Origin of the sequence: Streptomyces cadmiisoli (assembly GCF_003261055.1) — a bacterium.
Taxonomy (GTDB): domain Bacteria; phylum Actinomycetota; class Actinomycetes; order Streptomycetales; family Streptomycetaceae; genus Streptomyces; species Streptomyces cadmiisoli.
The window spans coordinates 3,320,493-3,346,796 of sequence record NZ_CP030073.1; the positions used below are offsets into that span (position 1 = coordinate 3,320,493).

General features: G+C 71.6%; 21 protein-coding genes. 12 read left to right on the top strand and 9 right to left on the bottom strand.

The window, feature by feature from the left end; all coding sequences use genetic code 11:
* Positions 1–20 precede the first annotated feature (20 nt).
* Both DN051_RS13925 and DN051_RS13930 read left to right on the top strand, forming a co-directional pair.
* A complete protein-coding gene (locus DN051_RS13925; RefSeq protein ID WP_053757307.1) occupies positions 21–1,385 on the top strand; it encodes an FtsW/RodA/SpoVE family cell cycle protein in 1,365 nt (454 codons plus the stop codon).
* Positions 1,382–2,839, top strand: a complete 1,458-nt coding sequence (locus DN051_RS13930) for a penicillin-binding transpeptidase domain-containing protein (protein ID WP_053757308.1) — start codon at positions 1,382–1,384, stop codon at positions 2,837–2,839. Before DN051_RS13925 ends, DN051_RS13930 begins: the two co-directional genes overlap by 4 nt.
* 70 nt (positions 2,840–2,909) lie before the next feature.
* Here DN051_RS13930 and DN051_RS13935 read toward each other — a convergent pair whose 3' ends face one another.
* A complete protein-coding gene (locus DN051_RS13935) occupies positions 2,910–4,034 on the bottom strand; it encodes a ferritin-like domain-containing protein (RefSeq protein WP_112442259.1) in 1,125 nt (374 codons plus the stop codon).
* Positions 4,035–4,175: 141 nt separating this feature from the next.
* Between DN051_RS13935 and DN051_RS13940 the strand changes: the two genes are divergently transcribed.
* The 4 genes from DN051_RS13940 (at position 4,176) to DN051_RS13955 (ending at position 7,398) form a co-directional block, all read left to right on the top strand.
* Entirely contained in the window at positions 4,176–5,114 is a 939-nt protein-coding gene (locus tag DN051_RS13940) for an AurF N-oxygenase family protein (protein WP_053757309.1), read from the top strand.
* Between the two features lie 62 nt (positions 5,115–5,176).
* Positions 5,177–5,833, top strand: coding sequence for a TetR/AcrR family transcriptional regulator (locus DN051_RS13945; protein WP_112438815.1), 657 nt, complete (start codon positions 5,177–5,179; stop codon positions 5,831–5,833).
* Positions 5,834–5,843: 10 nt separating this feature from the next.
* The gene (locus DN051_RS13950; RefSeq protein ID WP_112438816.1) at positions 5,844–6,149 is read left to right on the top strand and encodes a hypothetical protein; all 306 of its coding nucleotides are present in this window, start codon (positions 5,844–5,846) and stop codon (positions 6,147–6,149) included.
* A 103-nt stretch (positions 6,150–6,252) separates the two neighbouring features.
* The gene (locus DN051_RS13955) at positions 6,253–7,398 is read left to right on the top strand and encodes a C40 family peptidase (RefSeq protein WP_053757312.1); all 1,146 of its coding nucleotides are present in this window, start codon (positions 6,253–6,255) and stop codon (positions 7,396–7,398) included.
* A 185-nt stretch (positions 7,399–7,583) separates the two neighbouring features.
* On the opposite strand, the gene DN051_RS13960 is transcribed toward DN051_RS13955, so the two are convergent.
* Genes DN051_RS13960 through DN051_RS13980 form a run of 5 tightly spaced genes read right to left on the bottom strand, consistent with a single transcriptional unit; the run spans position 7,584 to position 13,247 of the window.
* Positions 7,584–8,837 carry a styrene monooxygenase/indole monooxygenase family protein gene (locus tag DN051_RS13960; RefSeq protein ID WP_112438817.1) on the bottom strand — a complete coding sequence of 418 codons (1,254 nt, stop codon included), beginning with the start codon at positions 8,835–8,837 and terminating at the stop codon, positions 7,584–7,586.
* A 49-nt stretch (positions 8,838–8,886) separates the two neighbouring features.
* Complete coding sequence (locus tag DN051_RS13965; protein ID WP_053757314.1) at positions 8,887–9,531, bottom strand: GTP-binding protein; 645 nt, start codon at positions 9,529–9,531, stop codon at positions 8,887–8,889.
* The gene (locus DN051_RS13970) at positions 9,512–9,931 is read right to left on the bottom strand and encodes a DUF742 domain-containing protein (protein ID WP_053757315.1); all 420 of its coding nucleotides are present in this window, start codon (positions 9,929–9,931) and stop codon (positions 9,512–9,514) included. The genes DN051_RS13965 and DN051_RS13970 overlap by 20 nt, the downstream gene beginning before the upstream one ends.
* The gene (locus DN051_RS13975; RefSeq protein WP_053757316.1) at positions 9,928–10,431 is read right to left on the bottom strand and encodes a roadblock/LC7 domain-containing protein; all 504 of its coding nucleotides are present in this window, start codon (positions 10,429–10,431) and stop codon (positions 9,928–9,930) included. The genes DN051_RS13970 and DN051_RS13975 overlap by 4 nt, the downstream gene beginning before the upstream one ends.
* Positions 10,428–13,247 carry a sensor histidine kinase gene (locus tag DN051_RS13980; RefSeq protein ID WP_234388687.1) on the bottom strand — a complete coding sequence of 940 codons (2,820 nt, stop codon included), beginning with the start codon at positions 13,245–13,247 and terminating at the stop codon, positions 10,428–10,430. The genes DN051_RS13975 and DN051_RS13980 overlap by 4 nt, the downstream gene beginning before the upstream one ends.
* A gap of 374 nt (positions 13,248–13,621) precedes the next feature.
* On the opposite strand from DN051_RS13980, the gene DN051_RS13985 reads away from it, so the two are divergent.
* Positions 13,622–14,410, top strand: coding sequence for a protein phosphatase 2C domain-containing protein (locus DN051_RS13985; RefSeq protein WP_112438818.1), 789 nt, complete (start codon positions 13,622–13,624; stop codon positions 14,408–14,410).
* Between the two features lie 31 nt (positions 14,411–14,441).
* On the opposite strand, the gene DN051_RS13990 is transcribed toward DN051_RS13985, so the two are convergent.
* Together DN051_RS13990 and lon are read right to left on the bottom strand one after the other, a co-directional pair.
* Entirely contained in the window at positions 14,442–14,933 is a 492-nt protein-coding gene (locus tag DN051_RS13990; RefSeq protein ID WP_053757319.1) for a MarR family winged helix-turn-helix transcriptional regulator, read from the bottom strand.
* 303 nt (positions 14,934–15,236) lie between these two features.
* Positions 15,237–17,660, bottom strand: coding sequence for an endopeptidase La (lon, locus tag DN051_RS13995; protein WP_053757320.1), 2,424 nt, complete (start codon positions 17,658–17,660; stop codon positions 15,237–15,239).
* Positions 17,661–17,875: 215 nt separating this feature from the next.
* Between lon and DN051_RS14000 the strand changes: the two genes are divergently transcribed.
* The 5 genes from DN051_RS14000 to DN051_RS14025 all read left to right on the top strand — a co-directional run bounded on the left by DN051_RS14000 (position 17,876) and on the right by DN051_RS14025 (position 25,093).
* Positions 17,876–18,553: a spermidine synthase family protein gene (locus DN051_RS14000; RefSeq protein WP_053757321.1), complete on the top strand. Its 678-nt coding sequence runs from the start codon at positions 17,876–17,878 to the stop codon at positions 18,551–18,553.
* A 113-nt stretch (positions 18,554–18,666) separates the two neighbouring features.
* On the top strand, positions 18,667–19,407 hold the full coding sequence (locus tag DN051_RS14005) for a response regulator transcription factor (protein ID WP_112438819.1): 741 nt from the start codon (positions 18,667–18,669) through the stop codon (positions 19,405–19,407).
* Complete coding sequence (locus DN051_RS14010) at positions 19,404–20,513, top strand: sensor histidine kinase (protein WP_112438820.1); 1,110 nt, start codon at positions 19,404–19,406, stop codon at positions 20,511–20,513. The genes DN051_RS14005 and DN051_RS14010 overlap by 4 nt, the downstream gene beginning before the upstream one ends.
* Before the next feature lie 281 nt (positions 20,514–20,794).
* Positions 20,795–24,604, top strand: coding sequence for a multifunctional oxoglutarate decarboxylase/oxoglutarate dehydrogenase thiamine pyrophosphate-binding subunit/dihydrolipoyllysine-residue succinyltransferase subunit (locus DN051_RS14020; RefSeq protein ID WP_053757391.1), 3,810 nt, complete (start codon positions 20,795–20,797; stop codon positions 24,602–24,604).
* 309 nt (positions 24,605–24,913) lie between these two features.
* The gene (locus tag DN051_RS14025; RefSeq protein WP_053757324.1) at positions 24,914–25,093 is read left to right on the top strand and encodes a DUF6104 family protein; all 180 of its coding nucleotides are present in this window, start codon (positions 24,914–24,916) and stop codon (positions 25,091–25,093) included.
* 276 nt (positions 25,094–25,369) lie between these two features.
* On the opposite strand, the gene DN051_RS14030 is transcribed toward DN051_RS14025, so the two are convergent.
* Positions 25,370–26,218 carry a hypothetical protein gene (locus DN051_RS14030; protein ID WP_053757325.1) on the bottom strand — a complete coding sequence of 283 codons (849 nt, stop codon included), beginning with the start codon at positions 26,216–26,218 and terminating at the stop codon, positions 25,370–25,372.
* Positions 26,219–26,304 lie beyond the last annotated feature (86 nt).

Here is a 26,304-nt window from a genome sequence, read left to right on the forward strand (position 1 = left end):
CATTTGGGTAGGTTCCGGACATGACGAAGGCCGTAACCGGAACCACCGTGGCAGCGGAAGCCCCCGCTCCCGCGGTTCGCCTCCCCCGGCGCCGTGGCATCGAACTCGCCCTCATCGTCGTGGCCGTACTCCTGTCGGTGTACGGCTACTGCGCCGTCGGCCTGGCCCGGCAGGGCACCCTTCCGCCCGGCGCCGCCGGCTACGGCGCCGGACTCGGTGTGCTCGCGCTGCTCGCGCATCTCACGGTCCGGCTGCGCGCCCCCTACGCCGATCCGCTCCTGCTGCCCATCGGCGTCCTGCTCAACGGCCTCGGCCTGGTGCTGATCTACCGCCTCGACCTGGAGACGCCCGACGATCTGGCGGCGCCGGCCCAACTCGTCTGGTCGACCCTCGGGGTGGCCCTGTTCATCGTGGTCGTCGCCGCCCTGCGCGACCACCGCGTCCTGCAGCGCTACTCGTACGTCTGCGTCGCCGCCGCACTGGCCCTGCTCACCCTCCCGATCTTCTTCCCCGCGGTGAACGGGGCGCGCATCTGGATCCGGATCGCCGGATTCTCGATCCAGCCGAGCGAGTTCGCGAAGGTGCTGCTCGCGGTGTTCTTCGCCGCGTACCTGGCGGCGAACCGCAACGCGCTGGCGCACGCGGGCCGCCGTCTGTGGCGGTTGCAGTTCCCCACCGGCCGGGTCCTCGGCCCGGTGGTCGCGATCTGGCTGGTGAGCGTCGGCGTCCTGATCCTCGAACGCGATCTGGGCACCTCGCTGCTGTTCTTCGGCCTGTTCGTGGTCATGCTCTACGTCGCCACCGGACGCGCCGGCTGGATCGCGGTCGGCCTGACGCTGGCGACACTGGGCGCGGTGGCCGTGGGCCGGATGGAGCCGCACGTGGCCGCCCGGATCCACGACTGGCTGCACCCGTTCGCGTCGATCGACGCCGGCCAGGGACCCAACCAGCTCGCCCAGTCCCTGTTCGCCTTCGCGGCCGGCGGGATGCTCGGCACCGGTCTGGGCCTCGGCCGCTCCACCCTCATCGGATTCGCCGTCAAGTCCGACTTCATCCTGGCCACGGCCGGCGAGGAGCTGGGCCTGCTGGGCCTGTCCGCGATCTTCCTGCTGTACGCCCTGCTGGTCGAGCGCGGCTACCGGGCCGGGCTCGCCCTGCGCGACCCCTTCGGCCGGCTCCTCGCGGTGGGACTCGCCTCGATCGTGGCGCTCCAGGTGTTCGTCATCGCGGGCGGGGTGACCGGGCTGATCCCGCTGACCGGCATGGCGATGCCGTTCCTGGCGCAGGGCGGCTCGTCGGTGGTCACCAACTGGGCGATCGTGGCGCTGCTGATCCGGGTGAGCGACTCGGCCCGACGGCAGTACGACGGGGAGGTCGCCCCGTGACCCGGTACATCAGGCACGCCGCGGCCTTCTGCGCCCTGCTGCTCGTCGCGCTGCTGGCCAACGCGAGCCGCATCCAGGTCGTCCAGGCCCCGGCGTACGACGACAACCCCGCCAACCGGCGCCAGGACATCGCCCGTTATTCGCAGCCGCGGGGCGACATCCTCGTCGACGGCCGGCCGGTCACCGGCTCCAAGGACACCGGCGAGCAGCTCCGCTACGAACGCACCTACGACAACGGCCCGTTGTACGCCCCCGTGACCGGTTTCGTCTCGCAGCGGTACGGCTCGTCGTTCCTGGAGGACACCGAGGACGGCACGCTGGCCGGCACCGACCCGATGCTCTCGCCGTTCCCGCTGTGGAACGACTTCACCCGGGCCCGGAGCCCGGGCGGCGACGTCGTCACGACCCTCGACGGGGCGGCGCAGCGGGCCGCCTACGAGGGGCTGGCCGACCGCAAGGGCGCCGTGGCGGCGCTGGAACCGGCGACGGGACGCGTCCTGGCGCTGGTCTCCACCCCCTCGTACCACCCGGAGACGCTGTCGGGGAACGCCCCGTCGGTGACCCGGTCCTGGCTGGAGCTGCAGCAGGACCCCGACAAGCCGATGCTGAACCGGGCGGTGCGCCAGACGTATCCGCCGGGTTCGACCTTCAAGGTGCTCACGGCGGCCGCCGCGCTGGACGCGGGGGTGATCCGCAACGTCGACGCGCGGACCCGCTCGCCCGACCCGTACACCCTGCCCGGCACCCGGACGACCCTGCGCAACACGGCCCGCAACTGCCGCAACGCCTCGCTGCGGGTGGCCTTCGAGTGGTCCTGCAACACGGTGTTCGCCAAGCTGGGCGTGGACGTGGGCGTGACCGGCATGGCGGCGACGGCGCAGGCGTTCGGGTTCAACGACGCGGGACTGCGGATCCCGTTCGCGGTCTCGGCGAGCACGTTCGACACCACGGTGGACCGGGCGCAGCTGGCCCTGTCCTCGATCGGGCAGTACAACACGCGCGCCACGCCGCTCCAGATGGCGATGGTGGCGGCGGCGGTGGCCAACGGCGGGCAGTTGCGCCAGCCGTATCTCGTGGAGCGCACGACCACGCACCGCGGCGCCACGGTCGCCTCGGCCGGCGGCCGCCCGGTCCGCCAGACGATGTACCCGTCGACCGCGCGGCGGCTGCGGGAGCTGATGCGGGACGTGGTGGAGCACGGCACGGGCGCCAACGCCGCGATCCGCGGCACGACCGTCGGCGGCAAGACCGGCACCGCCCAGCACGGCATCGGCAACGCCGGCACGCCGTACGCCTGGTTCGTGGGGTGGGCGCAGCCCGCGGGCGATCCGGTGCCGAAGGTGGCGGTCGCGGTGGTGGTGGAGGACTCGAACGCGCACCGCGGCGACATCAGCGGGGGCGGGCTGGCGGCACCGCTCGCACGGGCGGTGATGACGGCGGCGCTCGGGCCGTGACCCGGCGGGCAGCCTCCGCCGGGCCGGAGTCCTGGTCGTGCCGGGAACGGCGGACCCCGCCCGGCCGTGCTCAGGTGCGCGCCGGGCCGTCGCCGTCCGCGCCCGCCTCGATCGCCGCGCCCACCTCCGCGATCCGCTCCCGTTCCTCGGCGGCGAAGCGTTCGGCGTCCAGCCGCTCGGCGACCTCCTCGTCCTCGGCCATGAGCAGGTCGAGGTTCGCGTCGCCCAGCTCGAAGACGCCGAGGTCGACGTAGGCCCGCTGGAGGCGCTCGCCCCACAGGCCGATGTCCTTCACACAGGGGACGATGCGGCTGAACAGCAGCTTGCGGAACAGGGCGAGGAACTCGGAGCGTTCGCTGTACTCCTCCGCCTCCGCCTTCGGGATCCCGAAGTTCTCCAGCACCTCCACGCCCCGCAGCCGGTCGCGCATCAGGTAGCAGCCCTCGATGACGAACTCCTCGCGTTCGCGCAGTTCGGCGTCGGTGAGCTGCTTGTAGCAGTCGCGCAGCGCCATGCGACCGAAGGCCACGTGGCGGGCCTCGTCCTGCATCACGTACGCCAGGATCTGCTTCGGCAGCGGCTTGTCCGTGGTGTCCCTGATCATGCCGAAGGCGGCCAGCGCGAGGCCCTCGATCAGTACCTGCATGCCCAGGTACGGCATGTCCCACCGGCTGTCGCGCAGGGTGTCGCCGAGCAGGGCCCGGAGGTTGTCGTTGATCGGGTAGAGCATCCCGATCTTCTCGTGCAGGAAGCGGCCGTAGATCTCCGCGTGCCGGGCCTCGTCCATGGTCTGCGTCGCCGAGTAGAACTTGGCGTCCAGGTCCGGGGCGGACTCGACGATCCGGGCCGCGCAGATCATCGCGCCCTGCTCGCCGTGCAGGAACTGGCTGAACTGCCAGGCGGAGTAGTGCCGGCGCAGTTCGCCGCGGTCGCGGTCGGTGAGCTTGGCCCAGTGTCTGGTGCCGTACAGCGACAACGCCTCGTCGGGGGTGCCGAGCGGGTCGTACGGATCGACTTCCAGATCCCAGTCGATCCGCTTCTGCCCGTCCCACTGCTTGTCCTTGCCCTTCTGGTAAAGGGCGAGCAGGCGGTCGCGGCCGTCGTCGTACTCCCAGGTGAAGCGGGCCGCGCCGGTCGCGGGAACCGGCCACAGGGGCTGTCCGGGCTCCATGGCGTACTGGTCGTAGGTCGGCATGTTCCGCAGGTTCACACGTAGTAGACGCGGGGTCAACAAGTCGCGCACGGGGGATTGACGAGCTTACTGACAAGCAGTCTCATAAGACCGGTGACCCGTGACCGACCCGACCGCACCCCCGTACGACGAGGTGGCACTCACATGACGACCACGCCGGAAGCCGACGCCCTCGAAGGGCTGCGCGACGCGCTCGGCCTGCTCAAGGACCGCGAGCAGGTGGCCGAACGGCTGCTCGACTCCTCCGCCAAGCACTCCTTCGACCCGGACGAGGAACTGGACTGGGACGCGCCCTTCGAGGAGGGCAAATGGTTCTGGCCGCCCGAGCTGGTGTCGCTGTACGGCACCCCGATGTGGAAGCGGATGGGCGAGGAGCAGCGGATCCTGCTCTCCCGGCACGAGGCGGCCGCGCTCGCCTCGCTCGGCATCTGGTTCGAGCTGATCCTGATGCAGCTGCTGGTCCGGCACATCTACGACAAGGCGGCCACGAGCGCCCATGTGCGCTACGCGCTGACCGAGATCGAGGACGAGTGCCGGCACTCGAAGATGTTCGCCCGCCTCATAGCGCACGGTGACACGCCCTGGTACCCGGTGAGCCGGGCCCACCAGCAGCTCGGACGGCTGTTCAAGACCGTCTCGACCACCCCCGGCTCCTTCACCGCGACCCTGCTCGGCGAGGAGGTGCTCGACTGGATGCAGCGGCTGACCTTCCCCGACGAGCGGGTGCAGACGCTGATCCGGGGCGTGACGCGGATCCACGTGGTCGAGGAGGCCCGCCATGTGCGCTACGCCCGCGAGGAACTGCGCCGCCAGATGCTGACCGCGCCGAAGTGGTCCCAGGAGTTCACCCGGATCACCTCCGGCGAGTTCGCCCGCGTCTTCGCCGTCGCCTTCGTCAACCCCGAGGTCTACACGAACGTGGGCCTGGACAAGCGCGAGGCCCTCGCCCAGGTCAAGGCGAGCGGCCACCGCCGCGAGGTGATGCAGACCGGCTCGAAGCGCCTGACGGACTTCCTGGACGACATCGGCGTGCTGCGCGGCGTGGGCCGGCGGCTGTGGAAGTCCTCGGGCCTGCTGGCGTAGCCGGCCCGGCCGCCCCCGCGAACGCGACCCTGTCGCGGCGGCACCGCGGTTACGCTGCGAGCATGACCCCCGCCGCCCCCACCCCCGCCTACCGCCGCCTCAGCGTCGAAGAACGCCGCACCCAGCTCCTCGACGCCGCACTCGGCCTGTTCGCGCACCGCGCGCCCGAGGACGTCTCCCTGGACGACGTGGCGGAGGCGGCCGGGGTCTCCCGCCCCCTGGTGTACCGGTACTTCCCGGGCGGCAAGCAGCAGCTGTACGAGGCCGCGCTGCGCTCCGCCGCCGAGGAACTGGAGCAGTGCTTCGACGAGCCGCGGCAGGGCCCGCTGGTCGCGCGGCTGCGGCGCGCCCTGGACCGCTACCTGGCCTTCGTGCACGAGCACGACACCGGGTTCAGTGCCCTGCTCCAGGGCGGCAGTGTGGTGGAGACCTCCCGTACGACCGCCATCGTGGACGGGGTGCGGCGGGCGGCGGCCGAGCACATCCTGCGCCACCTGGGCGTCGCCGAGCCGGGTCCGAGGCTGCGGATGACCGTCCGCATGTGGATCACGGCCGTGGAGGCGGCCTCGCTGATCTGGCTCGACGAGGACAAGGAGCCGCCCCTCGACGAGCTGCGCGACTGGCTGGTGGAGCAGTTCGTGGCGGTGCTGTCGGTGACCGCCGGGCGCGACCCGCAGACCGCGACGGTGGTGCGGGCGCTGGCCTCGGCGGATGGCTGAGACTGGTGCCGTGAAGAGCGAAGACACCCCCTTCGAGGGCGGGCCGATGGACGGCCGCGTCCTGCCCGTGCTCCTCGGGATGACCGGGCATCCGCCCAAGACGTACCGCATCCCCGTCCCCGACCCGCACGGCGGCCCGCCCACCGTGCTGGTCTACCGCCGGGAGCCCCGCGCCGCGGGCAGACCGGTCGGACTCACCCGGCGCTGGAAGTACGTCCACGACCCGGCCGGCGAGCGGCCCGGCGGGCGGCTCAGATGGCCGTGGTCCAAGCCGCACACCACGCCGGAGCGCAAGTCGGGGGACTCCGGCGGGTGACCTTGTTGCGCCGTTCGGCGCACACTTGACGGACGGTCGGACCGATCACATCAGATGCTCGCGGTGCGGAGCGGAGACGCTGCCCCGCACCGGAGGTGATGACGTGTCAGGAAGGCTGTTGCGCCTGGTGTGTACGGCGACCGTGGCGGCCCACGCCGTTCTCGCAGCCGTTCCCGCGGCGGCCGTGCCCGAGCCCCGCGATCCCGGCAGCCGGTCCATGGCGGAGCTGCTGACGGATCTTCAGCGGCTCTACCGGCAGGCCGAGCAGGCCACCGAGGTCTACAACGGAACCGAGGAGAGACTCCGAGATCAGCGCTCCGTGGTCCGCCGGCTCGACGCCGACCTGACCCGGGCCCGGCTCGACCTGCACGACAGCCGCGGCGCCGCGGGACGGCTCGCCCGGCAGCAGTACCAGAGCACCAGCGACATCTCCCCCTACGTCAAGCTGCTGCTCGCCCGCGATCCCCGGCGCGCGCTCGACCAGGGACACGTGATCGGCCAGTTGGCGCGGGAGCGGGCCAGGACGGTGGACGTACTGACCGGCGGCGAGCGCAGGGCCGACGAGCTGGCCCGCAAGGCGCGCTCGGCTCTCGACCGCCAGCTCGCCCTCGCCCACCGGCAGCGGACGGCACGCGACGAGGTGCGCCGGCGCTTGGACGCGGTGGAGAAGATGCTCGCCTCGCTCAGTGCCGAGCAGCTCACGGCGCTCGCCACGTTCGAGCGGAGCGGGATCGCGCGGGCGCAGCGGAGGTTCATGGCGTCGGGCGCCCTGAGCGGCGTGCGGCGCCCGACCCCGCAGGGCGACCGCGCCGTGCGCTACGCCGTGCGCCAGCTGGGCAAGCCCTACGAGTGGGGCGCCGAGGGACCGCGGTCGTTCGACTGCTCGGGGCTGACCTCGCAGGCTTGGGAGGCCGCCGGGACACCGATCCCGCGCACCAGCCAGGAGCAGTGGGCGCGGCTGAAGCGGATCCCGCTGCGGTCCCTGCGGCCCGGTGACCTGGTGGTGTACTTCCGGGAGGCCACGCATGTGGCGCTGTATCTGGGTGACGGAATGGTGGTGCAGGCACCGCGGCCCGGTGCCCGGGTGAAGGTCTCGCCGATCGCCGCCAACCCGATCCTGGGCGCGGTCCGCCCGGACCCCACCGCCCGGCCGCTGAGCCGCTACATCGCGCCGAGACTCCCCGCCGGAGCCATGACGGGCTCACACGAGGGCTACGCCTCGACCACCCCTCCACCCCGACCCAGCTGACCCCCGAGGGGGCGTCCAGCACGCCCCCACCCCACAGGGGCGCGGGGAACTGCGCGACCGACCCCTACGGCCCGGCACCCGAAAAACGCCCCGCAGCCCACCCCCGCCAGGGGCGCGGGGAACTGCGCGAACTGCGCGACCAGCCCCCACACCCCCGCACGCGAAGAACGCCCCCGAGCGGACGCTCAGCCCCCCGCAACCTCCCCCAGAAACGCCTCCGTCTTCCCGGGCTCATAGAAGAAGTTCTCGAAGTCGGCCGGGTCGTTGAACCCGTTGGCGAACCGATCAGCCACAGGCTGAAGCTGCCCGGCCGCCCCGATCAGGTTGAGAATGTGCTCCGGCGGCGGAGCCAGCATCGCGTTCGTCCACTTGGTGACATGCCGCGCCGTGTCCCAGTACCGGTCGAACGTCGCCCGCATCCACTCCTCGTCGAACTCCTTCTCCCCGCGCTCGAGGATCGACGCGAGGTACGCGGCGGCGCACTTGGACGCCGAGTTGGAGCCCTGCCCGGTGATCGGGTCGTTGGCGACGACCACGTCGGCGACACCGAGGACCAGGCCGCCGCCGGGCAGCCGGCCGACGGGGTTGCGGACGGTGGGGGCGTAGCGCCCGGAGAGCGTGCCGCCGGCGTCGGTCAGCTCCACCTTGGTGGCCCGCGCGTACTCCCAGGGAACGAACTTCTCCATGAGCTCAAGGGTCAGGGAGAGGTGCTCCGCGGGGTCCTTGACGCCGTTGAAGACGTCCAGCGGGCCACCGGGTACGCCCTCCCAGAACAGGATGTCGGCACGGCCGGAGGTGGTGAAGGTCGGCATGATGAACAGCTCGCCGACGCCGGGCACCAGGTTGCAGCGGACCGCCTCGAACTCCGGGTGCTCCGGACGCGGGCCGAGCCCGTGGACGTAGGCGACGGCCAGGGCGCGCTGCGGCTCGCTGTACGGCGAGCGGTCGGCGTCGCGGCCGAACATCTGCACGAGTTCGCCCTTGCCCGCGGAGACGAGGACGAGGTCGTACGTGCGGGAGAAGTAGTCGAGGTCGCCCACGGCAGCGCCGTGGATGACGAGCTGGCCGCCGCGCTGCGCGAAGGTCTCCATCCAGCCGGCCATCTTCACCCGCTGGTCGACCGACTGCGCGTATCCGTCGAGCCGGCCCACCCAGTCGATCACGCGCTGCGTGGGGCCCGGGTCGTGCGAGCCGGGCGCGGCGACCGAGACGCCGAGGCCCTCGATCCTCGGGGCCTGGGACTCCCAGAAGTTCAGCTGGAGATCGCGCTCGTGCTGGAGCGCGGTGTGGAACATGCACTGCGTCGACATGACCCGGCCCGAGCGGATCTCGTCCGCCGTCCGGTTGGACATCAGGGTGACCTCGTACCCGTGCGACTGGAGGCCGAGGGCGAGCTGGAGTCCGGACTGGCCGGCTCCGACGACGAGTATCTTCCGCATGCGGGTGGTGTCTCCTACGACTACTGGACGACTCGGGGCTACTCGGGGGTCACTCGGGCGTTTCCTCGAGCGCGTGGCCCACCAGGGCCAGCAAGGTCTCGATCACCGAGATCCGACGCCGCGCATCCATGACCATGACAGGTATGTGCTGCGGGATCGTGAGGGCTTCGCGCACGTCGTTCGGCTCGAACAGCTCGGTGCCGTCGAAGTGGTTGACCGCGACGACGTACGGCAGACCGCAGCTCTCGAAGTAGTCGAGCGCCGGGAAGCAGTCCTTCAGCCGGCGGGTGTCGGCCATCACCACCGCGCCGATGGCGCCGCGCACCAGGTCGTCCCACATGAACCAGAACCGCTGCTGGCCGGGTGTGCCGAACAGGTAGAGCACCAGGTCGTCGTCGAGCGTGAGCCGGCCGAAGTCCATGGCCACGGTGGTGGTCAGCTTCTCCGGTGTGGCCGTGAGGTCGTCGGTGTCCTCACTGGCCTGGGTCATCAGCGCCTCGGTCTGGAGCGGTGTGATCTCCGAGACCGCGGTGACCAGCGTGGTCTTGCCCACGCCGAAGCCGCCCGCGACGACGATCTTCGTGGCGACCGGAGCGCGACTGCGGTCCGTCTGCCAGGACTTGAGCTCCTCGTCGGACTCGACGAGTGCGGACACGCCGAAGGAGGAGTCGGCGTCAGAGACGACGGAGTCCACTCAGCACCCTTTCCAGCAGTGCGCGGTCCGGCCGGCCCGTGCCGTGCGCGGTCCCGGTTCCGTACACACGGATCTTTCCCTGGTCCGCGAGGTCGCTCAGGAGCACCCGGACCACGCCGAGCGGCATCTTCAGCAGCGCGGCGATCTCGGCCACCGTACGCATCCGGCGGCACAGTTCGACGATGGCCCTCATCTCCGGCATGACCCGGGTGGTGAGGGAGCCGTTCGTCAGTTCCTTGCGCTCCTCGGGCGCGTCCAGCGCCGCGGTGCTCGACACGAACGTCTCGACCAGCAGCACGTGCCCGAAGCGGGTACGGCCGCCGGTCAGCGAGTAGGGGCGCACCCGGGCGGGCCTGCGGTCACCGCCGCGCACGGGAAGCTTCTTGGGCGTACTGCTCATCGGTCACTCCCCGTAGGTTCGGACTCCAGGGATTTTCGGAGCTCGCTGCGGAGTTCGGGCGTCAGGACGTGGCCGGCACGGCCGACGAACAGCGCCATGTGGTACGCCACGACGCTCATGTCGCAGTCCGCTGAGCCGTGCACGCCGAGCAGCGAGCCGTCGCTGATCGACATCACGAACAGGCTGCCCTCGTCCATGGCCACCATGGTGTGCTTGACCCCGCCGGAGTCCATCAGCTTCGACGCGCCGATGGTCAGGCTGCCGATGCCGGAGACGATGGTGGCGAGGTCGGCGGAGGAGCCGCGCGGGCCGGAGGGGGTGTCCTCGCGGGACTTGCGGGCCTCCTCGTTCCGGCCGGAGTCGGAGGAGAGCAGCAGCAGACCGTCGGAGGAGACCACCGCGACCATGAGGAGGCCGGGCACCTCCTCGACGAGGTTCGTCAGCAGCCAGTGCAGATTGCGGGCCTCACTGCTCAGTCCGAAGGTACTGGGCGCGGTCAACTGCTTGCCTCCTCGACGGTGCCCCCCGTGGCTTCCTCGGCTTGTGCGTGTGCGCTCGCGGTCCCGGCCGCGTCCGGCGTGCCGGTCCCGGGCGCCCGCTCGGCGATCTCCGCCTCGACGTCCCGGCGACCGGCCTCCGCCCCCCGGCGGAAGCCGCCGAGGCGGCGACGCAGCGCCTCGGCGTCGACGGATCCGCTGCGCGGCTTGGGCGCCGCGGCCGGTGCGGTGATCTTCGGGGTGCGCTTGGGCAGCCCCTTGTCGGTGACGGGCCCGTCCCCCTCGTCGGGGACGCGTTCATGGCTGTCGGGGCCGATGGCGTAGGGATCGGCGGGCGGCTCGGTGCCGGCCTCGCCGGTGGTGTACGCCGTGGCCGCGGCCGGCGGCGCGGAGGCCTGCTCGGGGAGGAAGAGTTCCATCGTGGTCTCGGCGGGCGCCTCGGGCGGGGGCGCCGTCCGCCGCGGCGGAGCGCTCCGCCGCACGTGCTCCCCGGTCTCCGCGGTCTCGGCGGTCTCCCGGCCCTCGTGCCCGGCGTCCTCCGCCGCCCGCTGCTCCGCGGGCTCGGTCTCTTCCGCGGCCCGCTCCCGGACGGCCTTCTCCGCCAGTGCGACCAGCGGGTCCTCGCCCTTGGCCCGGCCGCGCAGGACGTTGGAGTTGGCCTCGGCGTCGGCGCCCGGCAGGGAGACGGCGTAGGTGCCGTCGGAGGGCGACGAGGCGGCCGGAACGGCGGTGCCCGGCACGGCGGCCAGGAGTGTGTCGGGCAGCACGACGACGGCCGCGATCCCGCCCTGCTTCTGCTCGCGCAGCTGGACCCGCACCCCGTGCCGGTGGGCGAGCCGGGCGACGACGTACAGGCCGAGCCCGAGCCCGTCCTCGCCCTCCTGGTCGTAGGTGGCCTCGGGGTCGAAGTCGGCGAGACGGCCGTTGAGGCGGCTCATCCGCTCCTCGGTCATGCCGATGCCCTCGTCCTGGACGGAGAGCATGACCTCGCCGTTCTCCAGGAGCCAGCCGGAGACCTCCACCGGCAGGTCCGGCGGGGAGAACGCGGTGGCGTTCTCCATGAGTTCGGCGAGCAGGTGCGACAGGTCGTCGGCGGCGAACCCGGCGATGTGCGCGTGCGGCGGCAGGGCGGCGATCCGGACCCGCTCGTAGCGCTCGATCTCGCTGACCGCGGCCCGTACGACGTCGACCATCGGCACGGACCCGGCGTGCTGCTGGACGTGCTCGGCTCCGGCCAGCACCAGCAGGTTCTCGCTGTGCCGGCGCATGACGGTGGCGAAGTGGTCGAGCTTGAACAGGGTGGCGAGCCGGTCGGGGTCCTGCTCGCGCTCCTCCAGGCCCTCGATGACGCCGAGCTGCCGCTCGACCAGGCCGAGGGTGCGCAGCGCGAGGTTGACGAAGGTGCCGCCGATGCTCTCGCGCAGCCGCTCCAGCTGGGCGGCGGACTCCGCGAGTTCGGTGCGCAGTTCCTCGCGGGCGTCGGCCATCTTCTGCCGCTGCCCGACCAGGTGCCTGCGGTCGGACTCCAGTGTGGTCAGGCGTTCGTGCACCGAGACGGCCTGCGCGTGCAGGGCGTTGACGGAGCGGACCACCTGCGCGAACTCGTCGTTGCGGCCGGTGAACTTCACCGGCTCCGCGGCGGACGGGTCCTCGGCGCCGGCCAGCCGGGCCGAGCCGATCCGCAGCACGGCGAGCGGGCGGGTGAGGCTGCGGGCCATACCGGTGGCGACGCCGACGGCGAGCAGCATCAGCGCGCCGAGGATCGCGATCCGGATCTCCAGCTCGGTGACGTCGTCGTCGCGCAGCGCCTCCAGGTCGTCGACGCGGCGCTCGTAGAGCGCGGACTCGACGCCGCGCATGGTGTCGACGCGGGCGGAGAGGGCGGCGCCCAGCCGCTCGCGGTTGGTGCCGAGTTCGGCGTCGGAGAGGGTGGGCGCGTCGGTGAGCGCGGCGAGGTACTTGTCCGCGGAGTTGACCTCGGGGCCGGTGACCGTGGAGTCGTAGGAGGCGCGCGCGGCCTTGGTCGCGGTGTCCTGGAAGTCGGCCAGGGCCGCCTCGGAACGCAGCCGGGCCTGCATGGCGGCCGCGGTGAGGGCGGCGCGCTGCTTGGTGTCGGCCTCCGTGGAGACGGTGGTCTCGGTCGGCAGCCCGGTGATCGGGTCGATGACCGTCTGGGTGGTGCGGGGCACGTTGAGCGCGGCGAGCAGCAGTCCGCGGGTGGCGGACGCCTGCTGCACGGCGGTGTCGAGCTCGGCCAGCGCGTACGCGCCGGAGCCCGCACGGGGCGGCAGCTGCTCGGCCAGTTCCTCGGCGAGCCGGTGCAGTTCGTCGATGGCGTCGGAGTAGGCCTCGTGCGCTTCGAGGGCGGTGCTCTTCCCGGTCAGCGCCGCCCTGCGCACGGACGCGATCTCGTCGAGGCCGGCCCGCAGCGAGGCGGGGGTCCCGGTGTCGGCGCGCAGTTCCTCCACCTGCCGGTCGACCCGCGCGCTGCGCTGCTCGGAGGGCGCCTGGGCCTTGGGGCGGCCCGCCGCGATGTAGGGGGTGACCTCGTCGCGTTCGTCGGCGAGCGAGTGCGCGAGGACCAGGGCGTCCTTGGTCTGCCCGGCCAGCGTCACCAGGTTCTGGCTGTCGCTCAGCTGCTCCGAGGCGGCGATGACCGAGGGGGTTCCGGCCCCGGCGATGGCGGCGGCCACCACGGCGACCGCCACGACGAGCCGATTGCGTACCTTGGTCGGACGGCCCCTGCCGACAGGGGGATGCTCCGCGCCCCCCTCGGAGGCCGTCTGCTTGCCTGTGCGCCGAGGCCTCGTCTTCTGCACCGGTGCTCGCATTCCTGACTCGTGTACCCATGGGCCCGGGTGACGTCCCGTCAACTGGTGTCCACACCCGGTGCGGTTCCGGTCCCCGACCCTCCCAGTGCCGGTGGGCGGTGATCATGCATCGGCTGACCCGCCACCCGAAGGAGTGAACATCGGAGGGGAGTTGGCGGGCAAGTTCCCGGCCGGCGCGCGTCGGCGCCGCACGGCGGGCCGGTTGGACTCGGACGGCGGGCTTTGGCAGTATTCGCCGCCACGTCTTCCCGGACTCCACCATTCCTGCCCAAATCCGGCGTCTGACCTGCGACGGTACGGCTGCTCGGCAACCGATCGCCCCCTACGGCGAACCTTGTGAAGGCCTCGTGCAGACTGGCCGGATGCGCACGGAACTTGTTTCGGAGCCGGGCGACCCGGCCCGCCCCAACGAGGACTTCGCGGGTGTCGGACTACCCGCCTGCGGACAGGGCGGTTCGCTCGTCGTGCTGGACGGGGTGACTCCGCCGAGCGGCGGGACGGGCTGTGTGCATTCCGTTCCCTGGTACACCGCGCGCCTCGGCGGGGCACTGACCGAACTGACCGTTTCACTCCCGGATGTGCCGCTGGCCGAGGCCCTGGCCCGCGGCATCACGCGGACCGCCGAGGCACACCGGGCCACCTGTGACCTTTCTCACCCGCGCACCCCGCAGGCAACCGTGGTCCTCGTCCGCTGGTCCGGGGGCGGCGTCGAGTACCTCGTCCTGTCGGACTCGGCCCTCCTCGTCGAGTCCCCCGACGGCACGGTCACCCCGTACCTCGACGACCGCCTGTCCCGGCTGCCGCGCGCGAGCCTGGCCACCGACGCCCTGATCGACACCACGCTGCGCAACAAGGAGGGCGGCTTCTTCACCGCGGCGGCCGATCCCTCGGTCGCCGGACGGGCGGTGACGGGGGTCCTGCCGCGCGCGGAGGTGCGAGCGCTGGCCGCGCTCACGGACGGGGCGGCCCGCTGGACGGAGAAGTTCCGGGAGGGCGACTGGACCGACCTGTTCGGCTTCGTCCGCAAGCAGGGTCCGCGGGCACTGGTGGACCGGGTGCGGGCGCTGGAGACGGCCGACGCCCAGGCGCGCGCGCATCTGGGCCGCAGCAAGACCCACGACGACGCGACGGTCGTCTACGTGGAGCCGTGACCGCGCCGGGCGGACCCGCCCGGCCGGTGCCCTACTTCTCCATCCCGGCGTTCAACTGGTGGAGCAGCCGGGCGAGTTCGGCGACCTCGCAGCGGTCCCAGTGGTCGAGCTTGCTGACGTAGCGCGCCCGGCGGGCCTCCCGGACCCGCTGCACCCGCGTGCGCCCCTCGTCGGTGAGGTGCACCAGCCAGGCGCGGCCGTCCGCCGGATCGGGTTCGCGGGCGACCAGGCCGAGGTCCTCCAGGGCACGCAGCTGACGGGACATGGTGGCCTTGCCGACACCGATGTAGGCGGCGAGTTCGGTGGCCCGCTGCCGGCCGCACTCGTCGAGCCGGACGAGCAGCCCGTAAGCGGCCGACTCCAGGTCGGGGTGGACCTCGCGGGCCATCTCGCCCTGGTTGGCGCGGGCCCGCCGCAGGAACACGGTCAGCTCGCGCTCCAGATCCAGGAACTCCTGGTCCACTTCGGTCGGCGACACACCGGATGCGCCCAGGTGTCCGTCGCCGTTTCCGTCCTCGTGCACGTCAGTCCCCTGCTCCGGTTTCCCGATCCTGAAAGTCCTCGCCGGCCGTCGGCATCGCCGCAGCGTGGTCAGTATTTCGCAGGCGGGCACCCTCGGCAGCGCCCGGAGCCGTCCGCTCCGCCCCTGCGCCGCGTCGGCCGGCCCCTCGTACGACCCTCGTACGCCCCGTCGGCCCGCCCTCCGTACGACCCTCGTGTGCCCGTCGCCCGCGCCCGCCCTCGCCCGCCCTCGCCCGGCCCGCCGTACGGCGAAGGCCCGGGCCTCCCTCACGGGACCCGGGCCTCCACTGTCCGATCACGTCCGTCACGCCGCGACCGGAACCTCCGGCGCCGCGCCGTTCGTGGCCGGCGACAGCGCCAGTTCCAGGACCTGCCGGACGTCGGTCACGGCGTGGACGTCGAGCTTGTCCAGCACCTCGGCCGGGACGTCGTCCAGGTCGGGCTCGTTGCGCTTGGGGATGATCACGGTCGTGACACCCGCGCGGTGCGCGGCGAGCAGCTTCTGCTTCACGCCGCCGATGGGCAGGACGCGACCGGTCAGCGACACCTCACCGGTCATCGCCACATCGGTGCGCACCGGCCGGCCGGAGAGCAGCGAGGCCAGCGCGGTCGTCATGGTGATGCCCGCGCTCGGGCCGTCCTTCGGCACCGCGCCCGCCGGGAAGTGGATGTGCACGCCCCGGTCCTTCAGGTCGGCGACCGGCAGTTCGAGCTCGGCGCCGCGGCTGCGCAGGAAGCTCAGCGCGATCTGCGCCGACTCCTTCATCACGTCGCCCAGCTGACCGGTCAGGGTCAGTCCCGCGCCGCCGGTCTCCGGGTCGGCCAGCGACGCCTCGACGAACAGGACGTCTCCGCCGGCGCCGGTCACCGCCAGTCCGGTCGCGACACCCGGCACCGCCGTACGCCGCTCGGCCGGGTCCTGGGCGGACTCGGGCACATGGTGCGGCCGGCCGATCAGAGCGCGCAGGTCGCCGTCCGTGACGGTGAACGGCAGCTCCCGCTCGCCCAGCTCGTGCTCGGCGGCCACCTTGCGCAGCAGCCGGGCGACGGACCGCTCCAGGTTGCGCACACCCGCCTCGCGCGTGTACTCGCCGGCCAGCTTGCGCAGCGCGCTCTCGTCGAGCGTCACCTCGTGCTCGGCCAGCCCGGCGCGCTCCAGCTGGCGCGGCACCAGGTGGTCACGGGCGATGACGACCTTCTCGTCCTCGGTGTAACCGTCCAGCCGGACCAGCTCCATACGGTCGAGCAGGGCCTCCGGGATGGCCTCCAGGACGTTGGCGGTGGCGAGGAAGACGACGTCGGACAGGTCGAGTTCGACTTCCAGGTAGTGGTCGCGGAAGGTGTGGTTCTGCGCCGGGTCGAGCACCTCGAGGAGGGCCGCGGCGGGGTCGCCGCGGAAGTCGGAACCGACCTTGTCGATCTCGTCCAGGAGCACCACCGGGTTCATGGAACCGGCCTCCTTGACCGCGCGCACGATCCGGCCCGGCAGCGCGCCGACGTAGGTACGCCGGTGACCGCGGATCTCGGCCTCGTCGCGGACGCCGCCGAGGGCGACGCGCACGAACTTGCGGCCCATGGCGTGCGCCACCGACTCACCGAGGCTCGTCTTTCCGACGCCGGGCGGGCCCACCAGCGCGAGCACGGCACCGCCGCGCCGCCCGCCGACGACACCCAGGCCCCGGTCGCTGCGCCGCTTGCGCACCGCCAGGTACTCGGTGATCCGCTCCTTGACGTCCTCCAGACCCGCGTGCTCGGCGTCCAGGACCGTCTTGGCGCCCCGGATGTCGTACGCGTCCTCGGTCCGCTCGTTCCAGGGCAGTTCGAGCACGGTGTCGAGCCAGGTGCGGATCCAGGAGCCCTCCGGCGACTGGTCGCTGGCCCGCTCCAGCTTGTCGACCTCCTTGAGAGCGGCCTCACGGACCTTCTCGGGCAGGTCGGCGGCCTCCACGCGGGCGCGGTAGTCGTCGGACTCCTCGCCCTCCTGCTCTCCGTTCAGCTCGCGCAGTTCCTTGCGGACGGCTTCCAGCTGGCGCCGCAGCAGGAACTCGCGCTGCTGCTTGTCGACGCCCTCCTGGACGTCCTTGGCGATGGTCTCGGCGACGTCCTGCTCCGCGAGGTGGTCGCGCAGCTGCCGGGTGGCGAGCTTCAGCCGGGCGACGGGTTCGGCCGTCTCCAGCAGTTCGATCTTCTGGTCGAGGGTGAGGAAGGGCGAGTACCCGGAGTTGTCGGCCAGGGCCGACACGTCGTCGATGGCCTGCACCCGGTCGACGACCTGCCAGGCGCCGCGCTTCTTCAACCAGGCGGCGGCGAGCGCCTTGTACTCCTTGACCAGCTCGGAGACGTGCCCGGGCAGCGGCTCCGGCACGCTCTCGTCGATCCGGGTGCCCTCGACCCACAGGGCCGCGCCCGGCCCGGTCGTCCCGGCGCCGATCCGCACGCGTCCCCGGCCCCGGATCAGGGCTCCGGGGTCGCCGTCGGCGAGCCGCCCGACCTGTTCCACGGTGCCGAGCACACCGGTGCCCGCGTACGTCCCGTCGATCCTGGGCACCAGCAGGACCCTGGGCTTTCCGGGCTCGGAGCGGGCAGCGGCCTGCGCTGCCTCCACCGCGGCCCGCACATCGGCGTCGCTCAGGTCCAGCGGGACCACCATTCCGGGCAGCACGACCTCGTCGTCGAGCGGCAGCACGGGCAGGGCGAGCGGTGTGAACGCCGTGGACTCAGCAGCCATGATCTCCCCTTCGGCAGTCAAGTTGAGTTATGCCGACTCAATGCTCGTGAGCCGCCGAATGTTCCCCGGGACTCGTTCGCTCTGAGCGATCGGGCCGCCACAGGCACGCACACCCCGGCCGTCCCCCTGGGCGACACGCCCCTCGCCCTGCTCAGGGCGACACCCCCTCGCCTTGTTCCGTCAACATCCCGTTGGAGAAGTGCCAGGATGGGCCGATGTCCACCACGTACGACATCCCCGAAGTCCTGGACCGTCGTGAGGGCCCCCACGGCGAGGTGGTGCTGCGCCGCCACGGCTCCGTGCTCCAGATCATCGCCAACGGCTGCTTCCTGATGGACACCTCCGACGGCCGGTCCGAGCGGCTGCTGGTCGACGCGGCGCTGAACGCGCTGGACGACCGCCCCGCACCCCGCGTCCTGATCGGCGGACTCGGTGTCGGCTTCTCGCTCGCACACGCCGCGGCGAACCCCCGGTGGGGCGGGATCACGGTGGTCGAGCGGGAACGCGCCGTCATCGACTGGCATCTCGACGGACCCCTTTCGGGGGTCTCGCGCGACGCCCTCGCGGACGGTCGTACGCAAATCGTCGAAGCGGATCTGGTGGATTACGTCAATGAGACTTCCGACACGTTCGACGCCCTGTGCCTGGACATCGACAACGGGCCCGGCTGGACCGTCACGGACGGCAATGCGGGGCTGTACTCGATGGCCGGACTGGCAAGCTGCGCAAGGGTGTTGAGGCCGGACGGGGTGCTCGCCGTTTGGTCGGCGCAACCCTCCCCGGAATTTGAAGGAACCTTGTGGAATGCCGGTTTCCGGCATGTGCGTACCGAAGAGATCCCCGTTGCCCGGGGCGTACCCGACATCGTGCATCTCGCCGTCCGACCTGGATAGCCGAGCTGCGGTGACTCCCCGTACCCTGCTTGCCTGACGCGGATCGTTCAAGCGTCGAACGCAGTCATGGGATCACCCCACGGATTCCGGAAAGCACACTTCAGGGGCGGGCGATGGAGCAGACACATACCTCCCACAACGGCACGGCGGCGACCAGCCCGGGTGCACAGCGCCGGGTGCTGGTCGTCGAGGACGACGCGACGATCGTCGACGCCATCGCGGCCCGCCTGCGCGCAGAGGGATTTCTCGTCCAGACCGCCGGCGACGGTCCGTCGGCGGTGGACACGGCCGAGGCCTGGCAGCCCGATCTGCTGATCCTCGACATCATGCTGCCGGGCTTCGACGGCCTGGAGGTCTGCCGGCGGGTGCAGGCCCAGCGGCCGGTGCCGGTGCTGATGCTGACCGCGCGGGACGACGAGACCGACATGCTGGTCGGACTCGGCGTCGGCGCCGACGACTACATGACCAAGCCGTTCTCGATGCGGGAGCTGGCCGCACGCGTGCACGTGCTGCTGCGCCGGGTCGAGCGGGCGGCGATCGCGGCCGCCACTCCGCGCAGCGGCATCCTGCGCCTGGGCGAGCTGGAGATCGACCACGCCCAGCGCCGCGTCCGGGTGCGCAGCGAGGACGTGCACCTGACGCCCACCGAGTTCGACCTGCTCGTGTGCCTGGCGAACACCCCCCGCGCCGTGCTCTCCCGTGAGCAGCTGCTGGCCGAGGTGTGGGACTGGGCGGACGCCTCCGGCACCCGGACCGTCGACAGCCACATCAAGGCGCTGCGGCGGAAGATCGGCGCCGAGCGGATCCGCACGGTGCACGGCGTGGGCTACGCGCTGGAGACGCCGACGCCATGAGCGGGGGGCGGCCGGCCGCACGGAGGAGCCCCGGCGAGCGCTGGGGCGGCGTACGCCCGTTCTCGATCAAGACCAAGCTCGGTGCGCTGGTCGTCATCTCGGTGCTGATCACCACGGGGCTGCTGATGATCGCGGTGCGCACCGAGACCGAACTGCGTTTCATCACGGTCTTCTCGATGATCGCCACCCTGCTGATCACGCAGTTCGTGGCGCACTCGCTCACCGCGCCGCTGGACGAGATGAACGCGGTGGCCCGCTCCATCTCGCACGGCGACTACACCCGCCGGGTCCGTGAGAGCCGCCGGGACGAGCTGGGCGACCTGGCCGTCACGATCAACCGCATGGCCGACGACCTGGAGGCCGAGGACCGGCAGCGCAAGGAGCTGGTCGCCAACGTCTCGCACGAGCTGCGCACCCCCATCGCGGGGCTGCGGGCGGTGCTGGAGAACATCGTGGACGGCGTCACGCAGGCCGACCCGGAGACGATGCGGACGGCGCTGAAGCAGACGGAGCGGCTGGGCCGCCTGGTGGAGACGCTGCTGGACCTGTCCCGCCTCGACAACGGCGTCGTACCGCTCAAACAGCGGCGCTTCGAGGTGTGGCCGTATCTGTCCGGGGTGCTGAAGGAGGCCAACATGGTCGCTTCCGCGCGCGCGGGCATCGCCTCCGGCTCGGGCAGCCACACCCGCACCGACGTCCATCTGCACCTGGACGTCTCCCCGCCGGAGCTGACCGCGCACGCCGACCCGGAGCGGATCCACCAGGTCGTCGCCAATCTGATCGACAACGCGGTCAAGCACAGCCCGCCGCACGGCCGGGTCACGCTCAAGGCCCGGCGCGGCGCGCTGCCGGAGTCCCTGGAGCTGGAGGTCCTGGACGAGGGGCCCGGCATTCCGCGCTCGGAGTGGCACCGGGTCTTCGAGCGGTTCAACCGCGGTTCGGTCAGCCGTCCGCACGGTCCGGGCAGCGACGGCGGCACGGGTCTCGGCCTGGCGATCGCCCGCTGGGCGGTGGATCTGCACGGCGGCCGGATCGGAGTGGCCGAATCCGAGCGGGGTTGCCGGATTCTTGTCACCCTTCCGGGACTGCCTTCCCCATCGAGTTGACGTAGGGTTCGAAGCGGAGCCACAAGATCCACAGGCGTCCGCGCAGGACGACACGTGTGATCAGGCAAAGGCCCGTGCGCGGTGCGCGCAGGGCCCGGGTCGTCGTACCCCTCTCACACCGGAACCACGCTTGTTTCCCGCCATTTCCCACCCTGAAACACGCGCTCAGATGTGACTTACACGACGATGAACGGGCCCGGCCTCACCTTATGGGTCATGGAGGCGTAGCCTTTATTTCCGCTGTCCATCACCTTGTGAAGCGGAAGAGGGCGGTTGCCGCCGTGTCGCCAGAGTCCCCGAGTAACGCATCGAGTTCCGCCACCCTTCGGGCGGGCGGTGCCTCCACGACCGACACCGATTCAGCGGGCAAGAACCCCGCTGCGGCGTTCGGTCCCAATGAGTGGCTCGTCGATGAGATCTATCAGCAGTACCTCCAGGACCCGAATTCGGTAGACCGTGCCTGGTGGGACTTCTTCGCCGACTACAAGCCGGGAGCGCCCGCTCCGGCGGCCGCGGAGACCCCGACGGCCCCGGCCCCCGCCCCGGTGGCTCCGGCCGCGCCCGCCGCACCCGCGGCCCCGAAGCCCGCCCCGGCCGCTCCGGCACCGGCGCAGGCCGCCGCACCGGCCGCCCCGGCGAAGGCCGCGGCACCGGCTCCCGCGCCGGCCGCCAAGCCGCAGCCCCGGGCCGCCGCCCCCGCCGCGCCCGCGGCCGAGGCGCCCCAGGGCCCCGAGCTGATCACGCTGCGCGGCCCCGCCGCCGCGGTCGCCAAGAACATGAACGCCTCGCTGGAGCTGCCCACGGCCACGTCCGTGCGCGCGGTCCCGGTGAAGCTGCTGTTCGACAACCGCATCGTGATCAACAACCACCTCAAGCGGGCCCGGGGCGGGAAGATCTCCTTCACGCACCTGATCGGCTACGCGATGGTGCAGGCCATCAAGGCCATGCCGTCGATGAACTGGTCGTTCGGCCAGAAGGACGGCAAGCCGACCCTCGTCAAGCCGCCGCACATCAACCTCGGCCTCGCCATCGACCTGGTCAAGCCGAACGGCGACCGCCAGCTGGTCGTCGCGGCGATCAAGAAGGCCGAGACCCTGAACTTCTTCGAGTTCTGGCAGGCCTACGAGGACATCGTCCGTCGCGCCCGCGACAACAAGCTGACGATGGACGACTTCACCGGTGTCACGGTCTCACTGACCAACCCCGGCGGCCTCGGCACCGTCCACTCGGTGCCGCGTCTGATGCCCGGCCAGTCGGTGATCATGGGCGTCGGCGCCATGGACTACCCGGCGGAGTTCCAGGGCACCTCGCAGGACACCCTGAACAAGCTCGGCATCTCCAAGGTCATGACGCTCACGTCGACCTACGACCACCGGGTGATCCAGGGCGCCGCCTCCGGCGAGTTCCTCCGCCAGGTCGCGAACCTCCTGCTCGGCGAGAACGGCTTCTACGACGACATCTTCGAGTCGCTGCGCATCCCCTACGAGCCGGTCCGCTGGCTCAAGGACATCGACGCCAGCCACGACGACGACGTCACCAAGGCCGCCCGGGTCTTCGAGCTGATCCACTCCTACCGGGTCCGCGGCCACGTCATGGCCGACACCGACCCGCTGGAGTACCGCCAGCGCAAGCACCCCGACCTGGACATCACCGAGCACGGCCTGACCCTGTGGGACCTGGAGCGCGAGTTCGCCGTCGGCGGCTTCGCCGGCAAGTCCCTGATGAAGCTGCGCGACATCCTCGGCGTGCTGCGCGACTCGTACTGCCGCACCACCGGCGTCGAGTTCATGCACATCCAGGACCCCAAGCAGCGCAAGTGGATCCAGGACCGCATCGAGCGCCCGCACACCAAGCCGGAGCGCGAGGAGCAGCTGCGCATCCTGCGCCGTCTGAACGCCGCCGAGGCGTTCGAGACCTTCCTCCAGACGAAGTACGTCGGCCAGAAGCGCTTCTCGCTGGAGGGCGGCGAGTCCGTCATCCCGCTGCTGGACGCGGTGCTGGACTCGGCGGCCGAGTCCCGCCTGGACGAGGTCGTCATCGGCATGGCCCACCGGGGCCGCCTGAACGTCCTCGCGAACATCGTCGGCAAGTCGTACGCGCAGATCTTCCGCGAGTTCGAGGGCAACCTCGACCCGAAGTCGATGCACGGCTCCGGCGACGTGAAGTACCACCTGGGCGCCGAGGGCACCTTCACCGGCCTGGACGGCGAGCAGATCAAGGTCTCGCTCACCGCCAACCCCTCGCACCTGGAGGCGGTCGACCCGGTTCTGGAGGGCGTCGCCCGCGCCAAGCAGGACATCATCAACAAGGGCGGCACGGACTTCACCGTCCTGCCGGTGGCCCTGCACGGCGACGCGGCCTTCGCGGGCCAGGGCGTGGTGGCCGAGACCCTGAACATGTCTCAGCTGCGCGGCTACCGCACCGGCGGCACGGTCCACGTGGTCATCAACAACCAGGTCGGCTTCACCGCGGCCCCCGAGTCCTCGCGCTCCTCGATGTACGCGACGGACGTGGCCCGCATGATCGAGGCCCCGATCTTCCACGTGAACGGCGACGACCCGGAGGCCGTGGTCCGCGTCGCGCGGCTGGCCTTCGAGTTCCGCCAGGCGTTCAACAAGGACGTGGTGATCGACCTCATCTGCTACCGCCGCCGCGGTCACAACGAGTCGGACAACCCGGCCTTCACCCAGCCGCTGATGTACGACCTGATCGACAAGAAGCGCTCGGTGCGCAAGCTCTACACCGAGTCCCTGATCGGTCGCGGTGACATCACCCTGGAAGAGGCCGAGCAGGCGCTCCAGGACTACCAGGGCCAGCTGGAGAAGGTCTTCACGGAGGTCCGCGAGGCCACCTCGCAGCCGGCGTCGGTGGAGACCCCGGACACCCAGGCCGAATTCCCGGTCGCGGTGAACACCGCCGTCTCCTCGGAGATCGTCAAGCGGATCGCCGAGTCCCAGGTCAACATCCCCGACCACATCACCGTCCACCCGCGTCTGCTGCCGCAGCTGCAGCGCCGGGCGACGATGGTCGAGGACGGCACCATCGACTGGGGCATGGGCGAGACCCTCGCGGTCGGCTCCCTCCTGCTGGAGGGCGTCCCGGTCCGGCTGGCGGGCCAGGACTCGCAGCGCGGTACGTTCGGCCAGCGGCACGCGGTCATCATCGACCGCACCACGGGCGACGAGTACACGCCGTTGCAGTACCTGTCCGAGGACCAGGCGCGCCTGACCGTCTACAACTCGCTGCTCTCCGAGTACGCGGCGATGGGCTTCGAGTACGGCTACTCGCTGGCCCGTCCGGACGCGCTGGTGATGTGGGAGGCGCAGTTCGGCGACTTCGTCAACGGCGCGCAGACGGTCGTGGACGAGTTCATCTCGTCCGCGGAGCAGAAGTGGGCCCAGACGAGCGGCGTGGTCCTGCTGCTGCCGCACGGTTACGAGGGCCAGGGCCCGGACCACTCGTCCGCCCGCCCGGAGCGCTTCCTCCAGCTGTGCGCGCAGAACAACATGACGGTCGCCATGCCGACCCTCCCGTCGAACTACTTCCACCTCCTGCGGTGGCAGGTGCACAACCCGCACCACAAGCCGCTGGTGGTCTTCACGCCGAAGTCGATGCTGCGTCTGAAGGCCGCGGCGTCGAAGGCGGACGAGTTCACCTCGGGCCAGTTCCGGCCGGTCATCGGTGACGCGTCGGTGGACCCGGCGGCGGTCAGGAAGGTCGTCTTCTGCGCCGGCAAGGTCTACTACGACCTGGAGGCCGAGCGTCAGAAGCGCGGCGCGACGGACACCGCGATCATCCGTATCGAGCGCCTCTACCCGCTGCCGGGTGCGGAGCTCCAGGCGGAGATCAAGAAGTACCCGAACGCCGAGAAGTACCTGTGGGCGCAGGAGGAGCCGGCGAACCAGGGTGCCTGGCCGTTCATCGCGCTCAACCTGATCGACCACCTGGACCTGGCGGTCGGCGCCGACGTCCCGCACGGCGAGCGCCTGCGCCGCATCTCGCGGCCGCACGGCTCGTCTCCCGCCGTCGGTTCCGCGAAGCGGCACCAGGCGGAGCAGGAGCAGCTGGTGCGTGAGGTGTTCGAGGCATAGCCCGTACGGCATGCGAGGGGCCCGGCCCCGAGTCCTGGTGACTCGGGGCCGGGCCCTTTCGTGTGCCGTCCGCGTCAGGTCGGCTGGGGCTCGAAGTCCCAGTAGGGGTGGCGGCGTTCGAGGATGCAGCGGGTGTGCATGTGCGCCTCGACGCACTTCGGACAGCGCGGGTGGGTGAGCGGGTCGAGCGGGCTTGCGTCTTCTCCGACCGGCCCTGGCCGGAGCACGCTCGAACTGCGACGAGGCCGGCCGCCCGGACGGTTCCGGTGCGAGTCCCGGGACCGGGCGGGCGGCGCATATTCTGAGGTCATGTACTTCACCGACCGAGGCATCGAAGAACTGGAGAAGCGGCGCGGCCAGGAGGAGGTCTCCTTCGAGTGGCTCGCCGAGCAGTTGCGGACTTTCGTCGACCTGAACCCGGACTTCGAGGTGCCGGTGGAGCGGCTGGCGACGTGGCTGGCCCGGCTGGACGACGAGGACGACGACTGAGGCCGACGGACAGCGTCCGGGTCGAACGACGACGGCCGACGTCGACGGAGACCGACGGAGACCGGCTGAGGTCGGCTGACGACGGCTCGGTCGACGCACGACGGCGGGCGTCCACGGACGACGGCTGAGGCCAGCGGCAGACATCGGCTGACGACGGCCGAGTTCGACCGACGCGAGCGGCACGCCCGACGGGGGCTGAGGCCGGCGAACGACCGTCTACGACGTCCCCGGGCACCTCCGGGACACCCCCGGACGCCCCAGGACGTCCCGCCGGTGTCAGTCCCGGGGCCGCCCCAGGTCGTATGCCAGGCCCAGCGTGCCGTGGCCCATCAGGAACGCGCCCGCGGCGGTCCAGCCGCCGCTGCGGCGGCGCAGGCCCCACGCGGTCAGCGGCAGGCCCGCGGCCACCTGCGTGAGGGCCAGCGCACGCGCTCGGGGATCCCCGGACCAGGGGAGATAGCGGCCCAGGCGGCTGCCCCGTACGACATCGAGATCCGCGCCGACCGCCGCGCGCCACCCCGCCCATTCGATCGTGCGGGTGTCCGGCTGCGCGCGGGCCGCGTCCCGCAGGCGGTGCGCGGGCTCGCCCGGGCGGAGACCGGCGGGCAGCGAGACCCCCTCGCGGCCGAGGACGTCGAGCAGCCCCCGCAGCCGGGCCGGCGCGTCGGCCGTGAGGTCGGGTTCCGTGAGGCGTTCCAGGGCCTGCAGGCCGAGGACCGGGTCCAGGCCGAGCCGTGCGGCGAAGGTGCGCATGGCCTCGTCCTCGCCGGCCGGGGTGCCGCCGGAGAGCCAGACGTAGTCGACCGGGCGGCGGAAGCCGGAGGCGAGTGTGCAGCCGGCGCGGTCCGCGTCCCACCACAGGGCCAGTACGGGCCAGGGCGCGCCGACCGCGAGAGCGGTGGCCCAGCCGGTGAGCACCCGGTCGACGGGATCGACACCGGCCAGCCAGGGCCCGCCCTCGGGGACCAGGACGCTCCATCCCTCACCGGCCCGGGTGAGCAGCATGCGCTCGCGGAGCAGGGGGGCGACGGGGGCGACGGACTCGGGGAGCGCCCGGCAGAGCAGAAGGGCGCCGGGAGCCACGGCGTCGGCCCGGGCATCGGCCTGGAACTCTTCCGTCGACATGGTCACACGCTAGGGCATTTGCCCGGCTTTGGAAGGTCGGCGGCCGTCACGAGCACTTCTTGACTTCCGACCGCCACGATATATCG

Excerpts from the sequence above, each read along its gene's own strand:
- DN051_RS13925 (WP_053757307.1), top strand. The coding sequence starts at position 21 with ATGACGAAGGCCGTAACCGGAACCACCGTGGCAGCGGAAGCCCCCGCT.
- DN051_RS13935 (WP_112442259.1), bottom strand. The coding sequence starts at position 4,034 with ATGCCGACCTACGACCAGTACGCCATGGAGCCCGGACAGCCCCTGTGG.
- DN051_RS13940 (WP_053757309.1), top strand. The coding sequence starts at position 4,176 with ATGACGACCACGCCGGAAGCCGACGCCCTCGAAGGGCTGCGCGACGCG.
- DN051_RS13945 (WP_112438815.1), top strand. The coding sequence starts at position 5,177 with ATGACCCCCGCCGCCCCCACCCCCGCCTACCGCCGCCTCAGCGTCGAA.
- DN051_RS13960 (WP_112438817.1), bottom strand. The coding sequence starts at position 8,837 with ATGCGGAAGATACTCGTCGTCGGAGCCGGCCAGTCCGGACTCCAGCTC.
- DN051_RS13970 (WP_053757315.1), bottom strand. The coding sequence starts at position 9,931 with ATGAGCAGTACGCCCAAGAAGCTTCCCGTGCGCGGCGGTGACCGCAGG.
- DN051_RS13985 (WP_112438818.1), top strand. The coding sequence starts at position 13,622 with ATGCGCACGGAACTTGTTTCGGAGCCGGGCGACCCGGCCCGCCCCAAC.
- lon (WP_053757320.1), bottom strand. The coding sequence starts at position 17,660 with ATGGCTGCTGAGTCCACGGCGTTCACACCGCTCGCCCTGCCCGTGCTG.
- DN051_RS14000 (WP_053757321.1), top strand. The coding sequence starts at position 17,876 with ATGTCCACCACGTACGACATCCCCGAAGTCCTGGACCGTCGTGAGGGC.
- DN051_RS14005 (WP_112438819.1), top strand. The coding sequence starts at position 18,667 with ATGGAGCAGACACATACCTCCCACAACGGCACGGCGGCGACCAGCCCG.
- DN051_RS14010 (WP_112438820.1), top strand. The coding sequence starts at position 19,404 with ATGAGCGGGGGGCGGCCGGCCGCACGGAGGAGCCCCGGCGAGCGCTGG.
- DN051_RS14025 (WP_053757324.1), top strand. The coding sequence starts at position 24,914 with ATGTACTTCACCGACCGAGGCATCGAAGAACTGGAGAAGCGGCGCGGC.
- DN051_RS14030 (WP_053757325.1), bottom strand. The coding sequence starts at position 26,218 with ATGTCGACGGAAGAGTTCCAGGCCGATGCCCGGGCCGACGCCGTGGCT.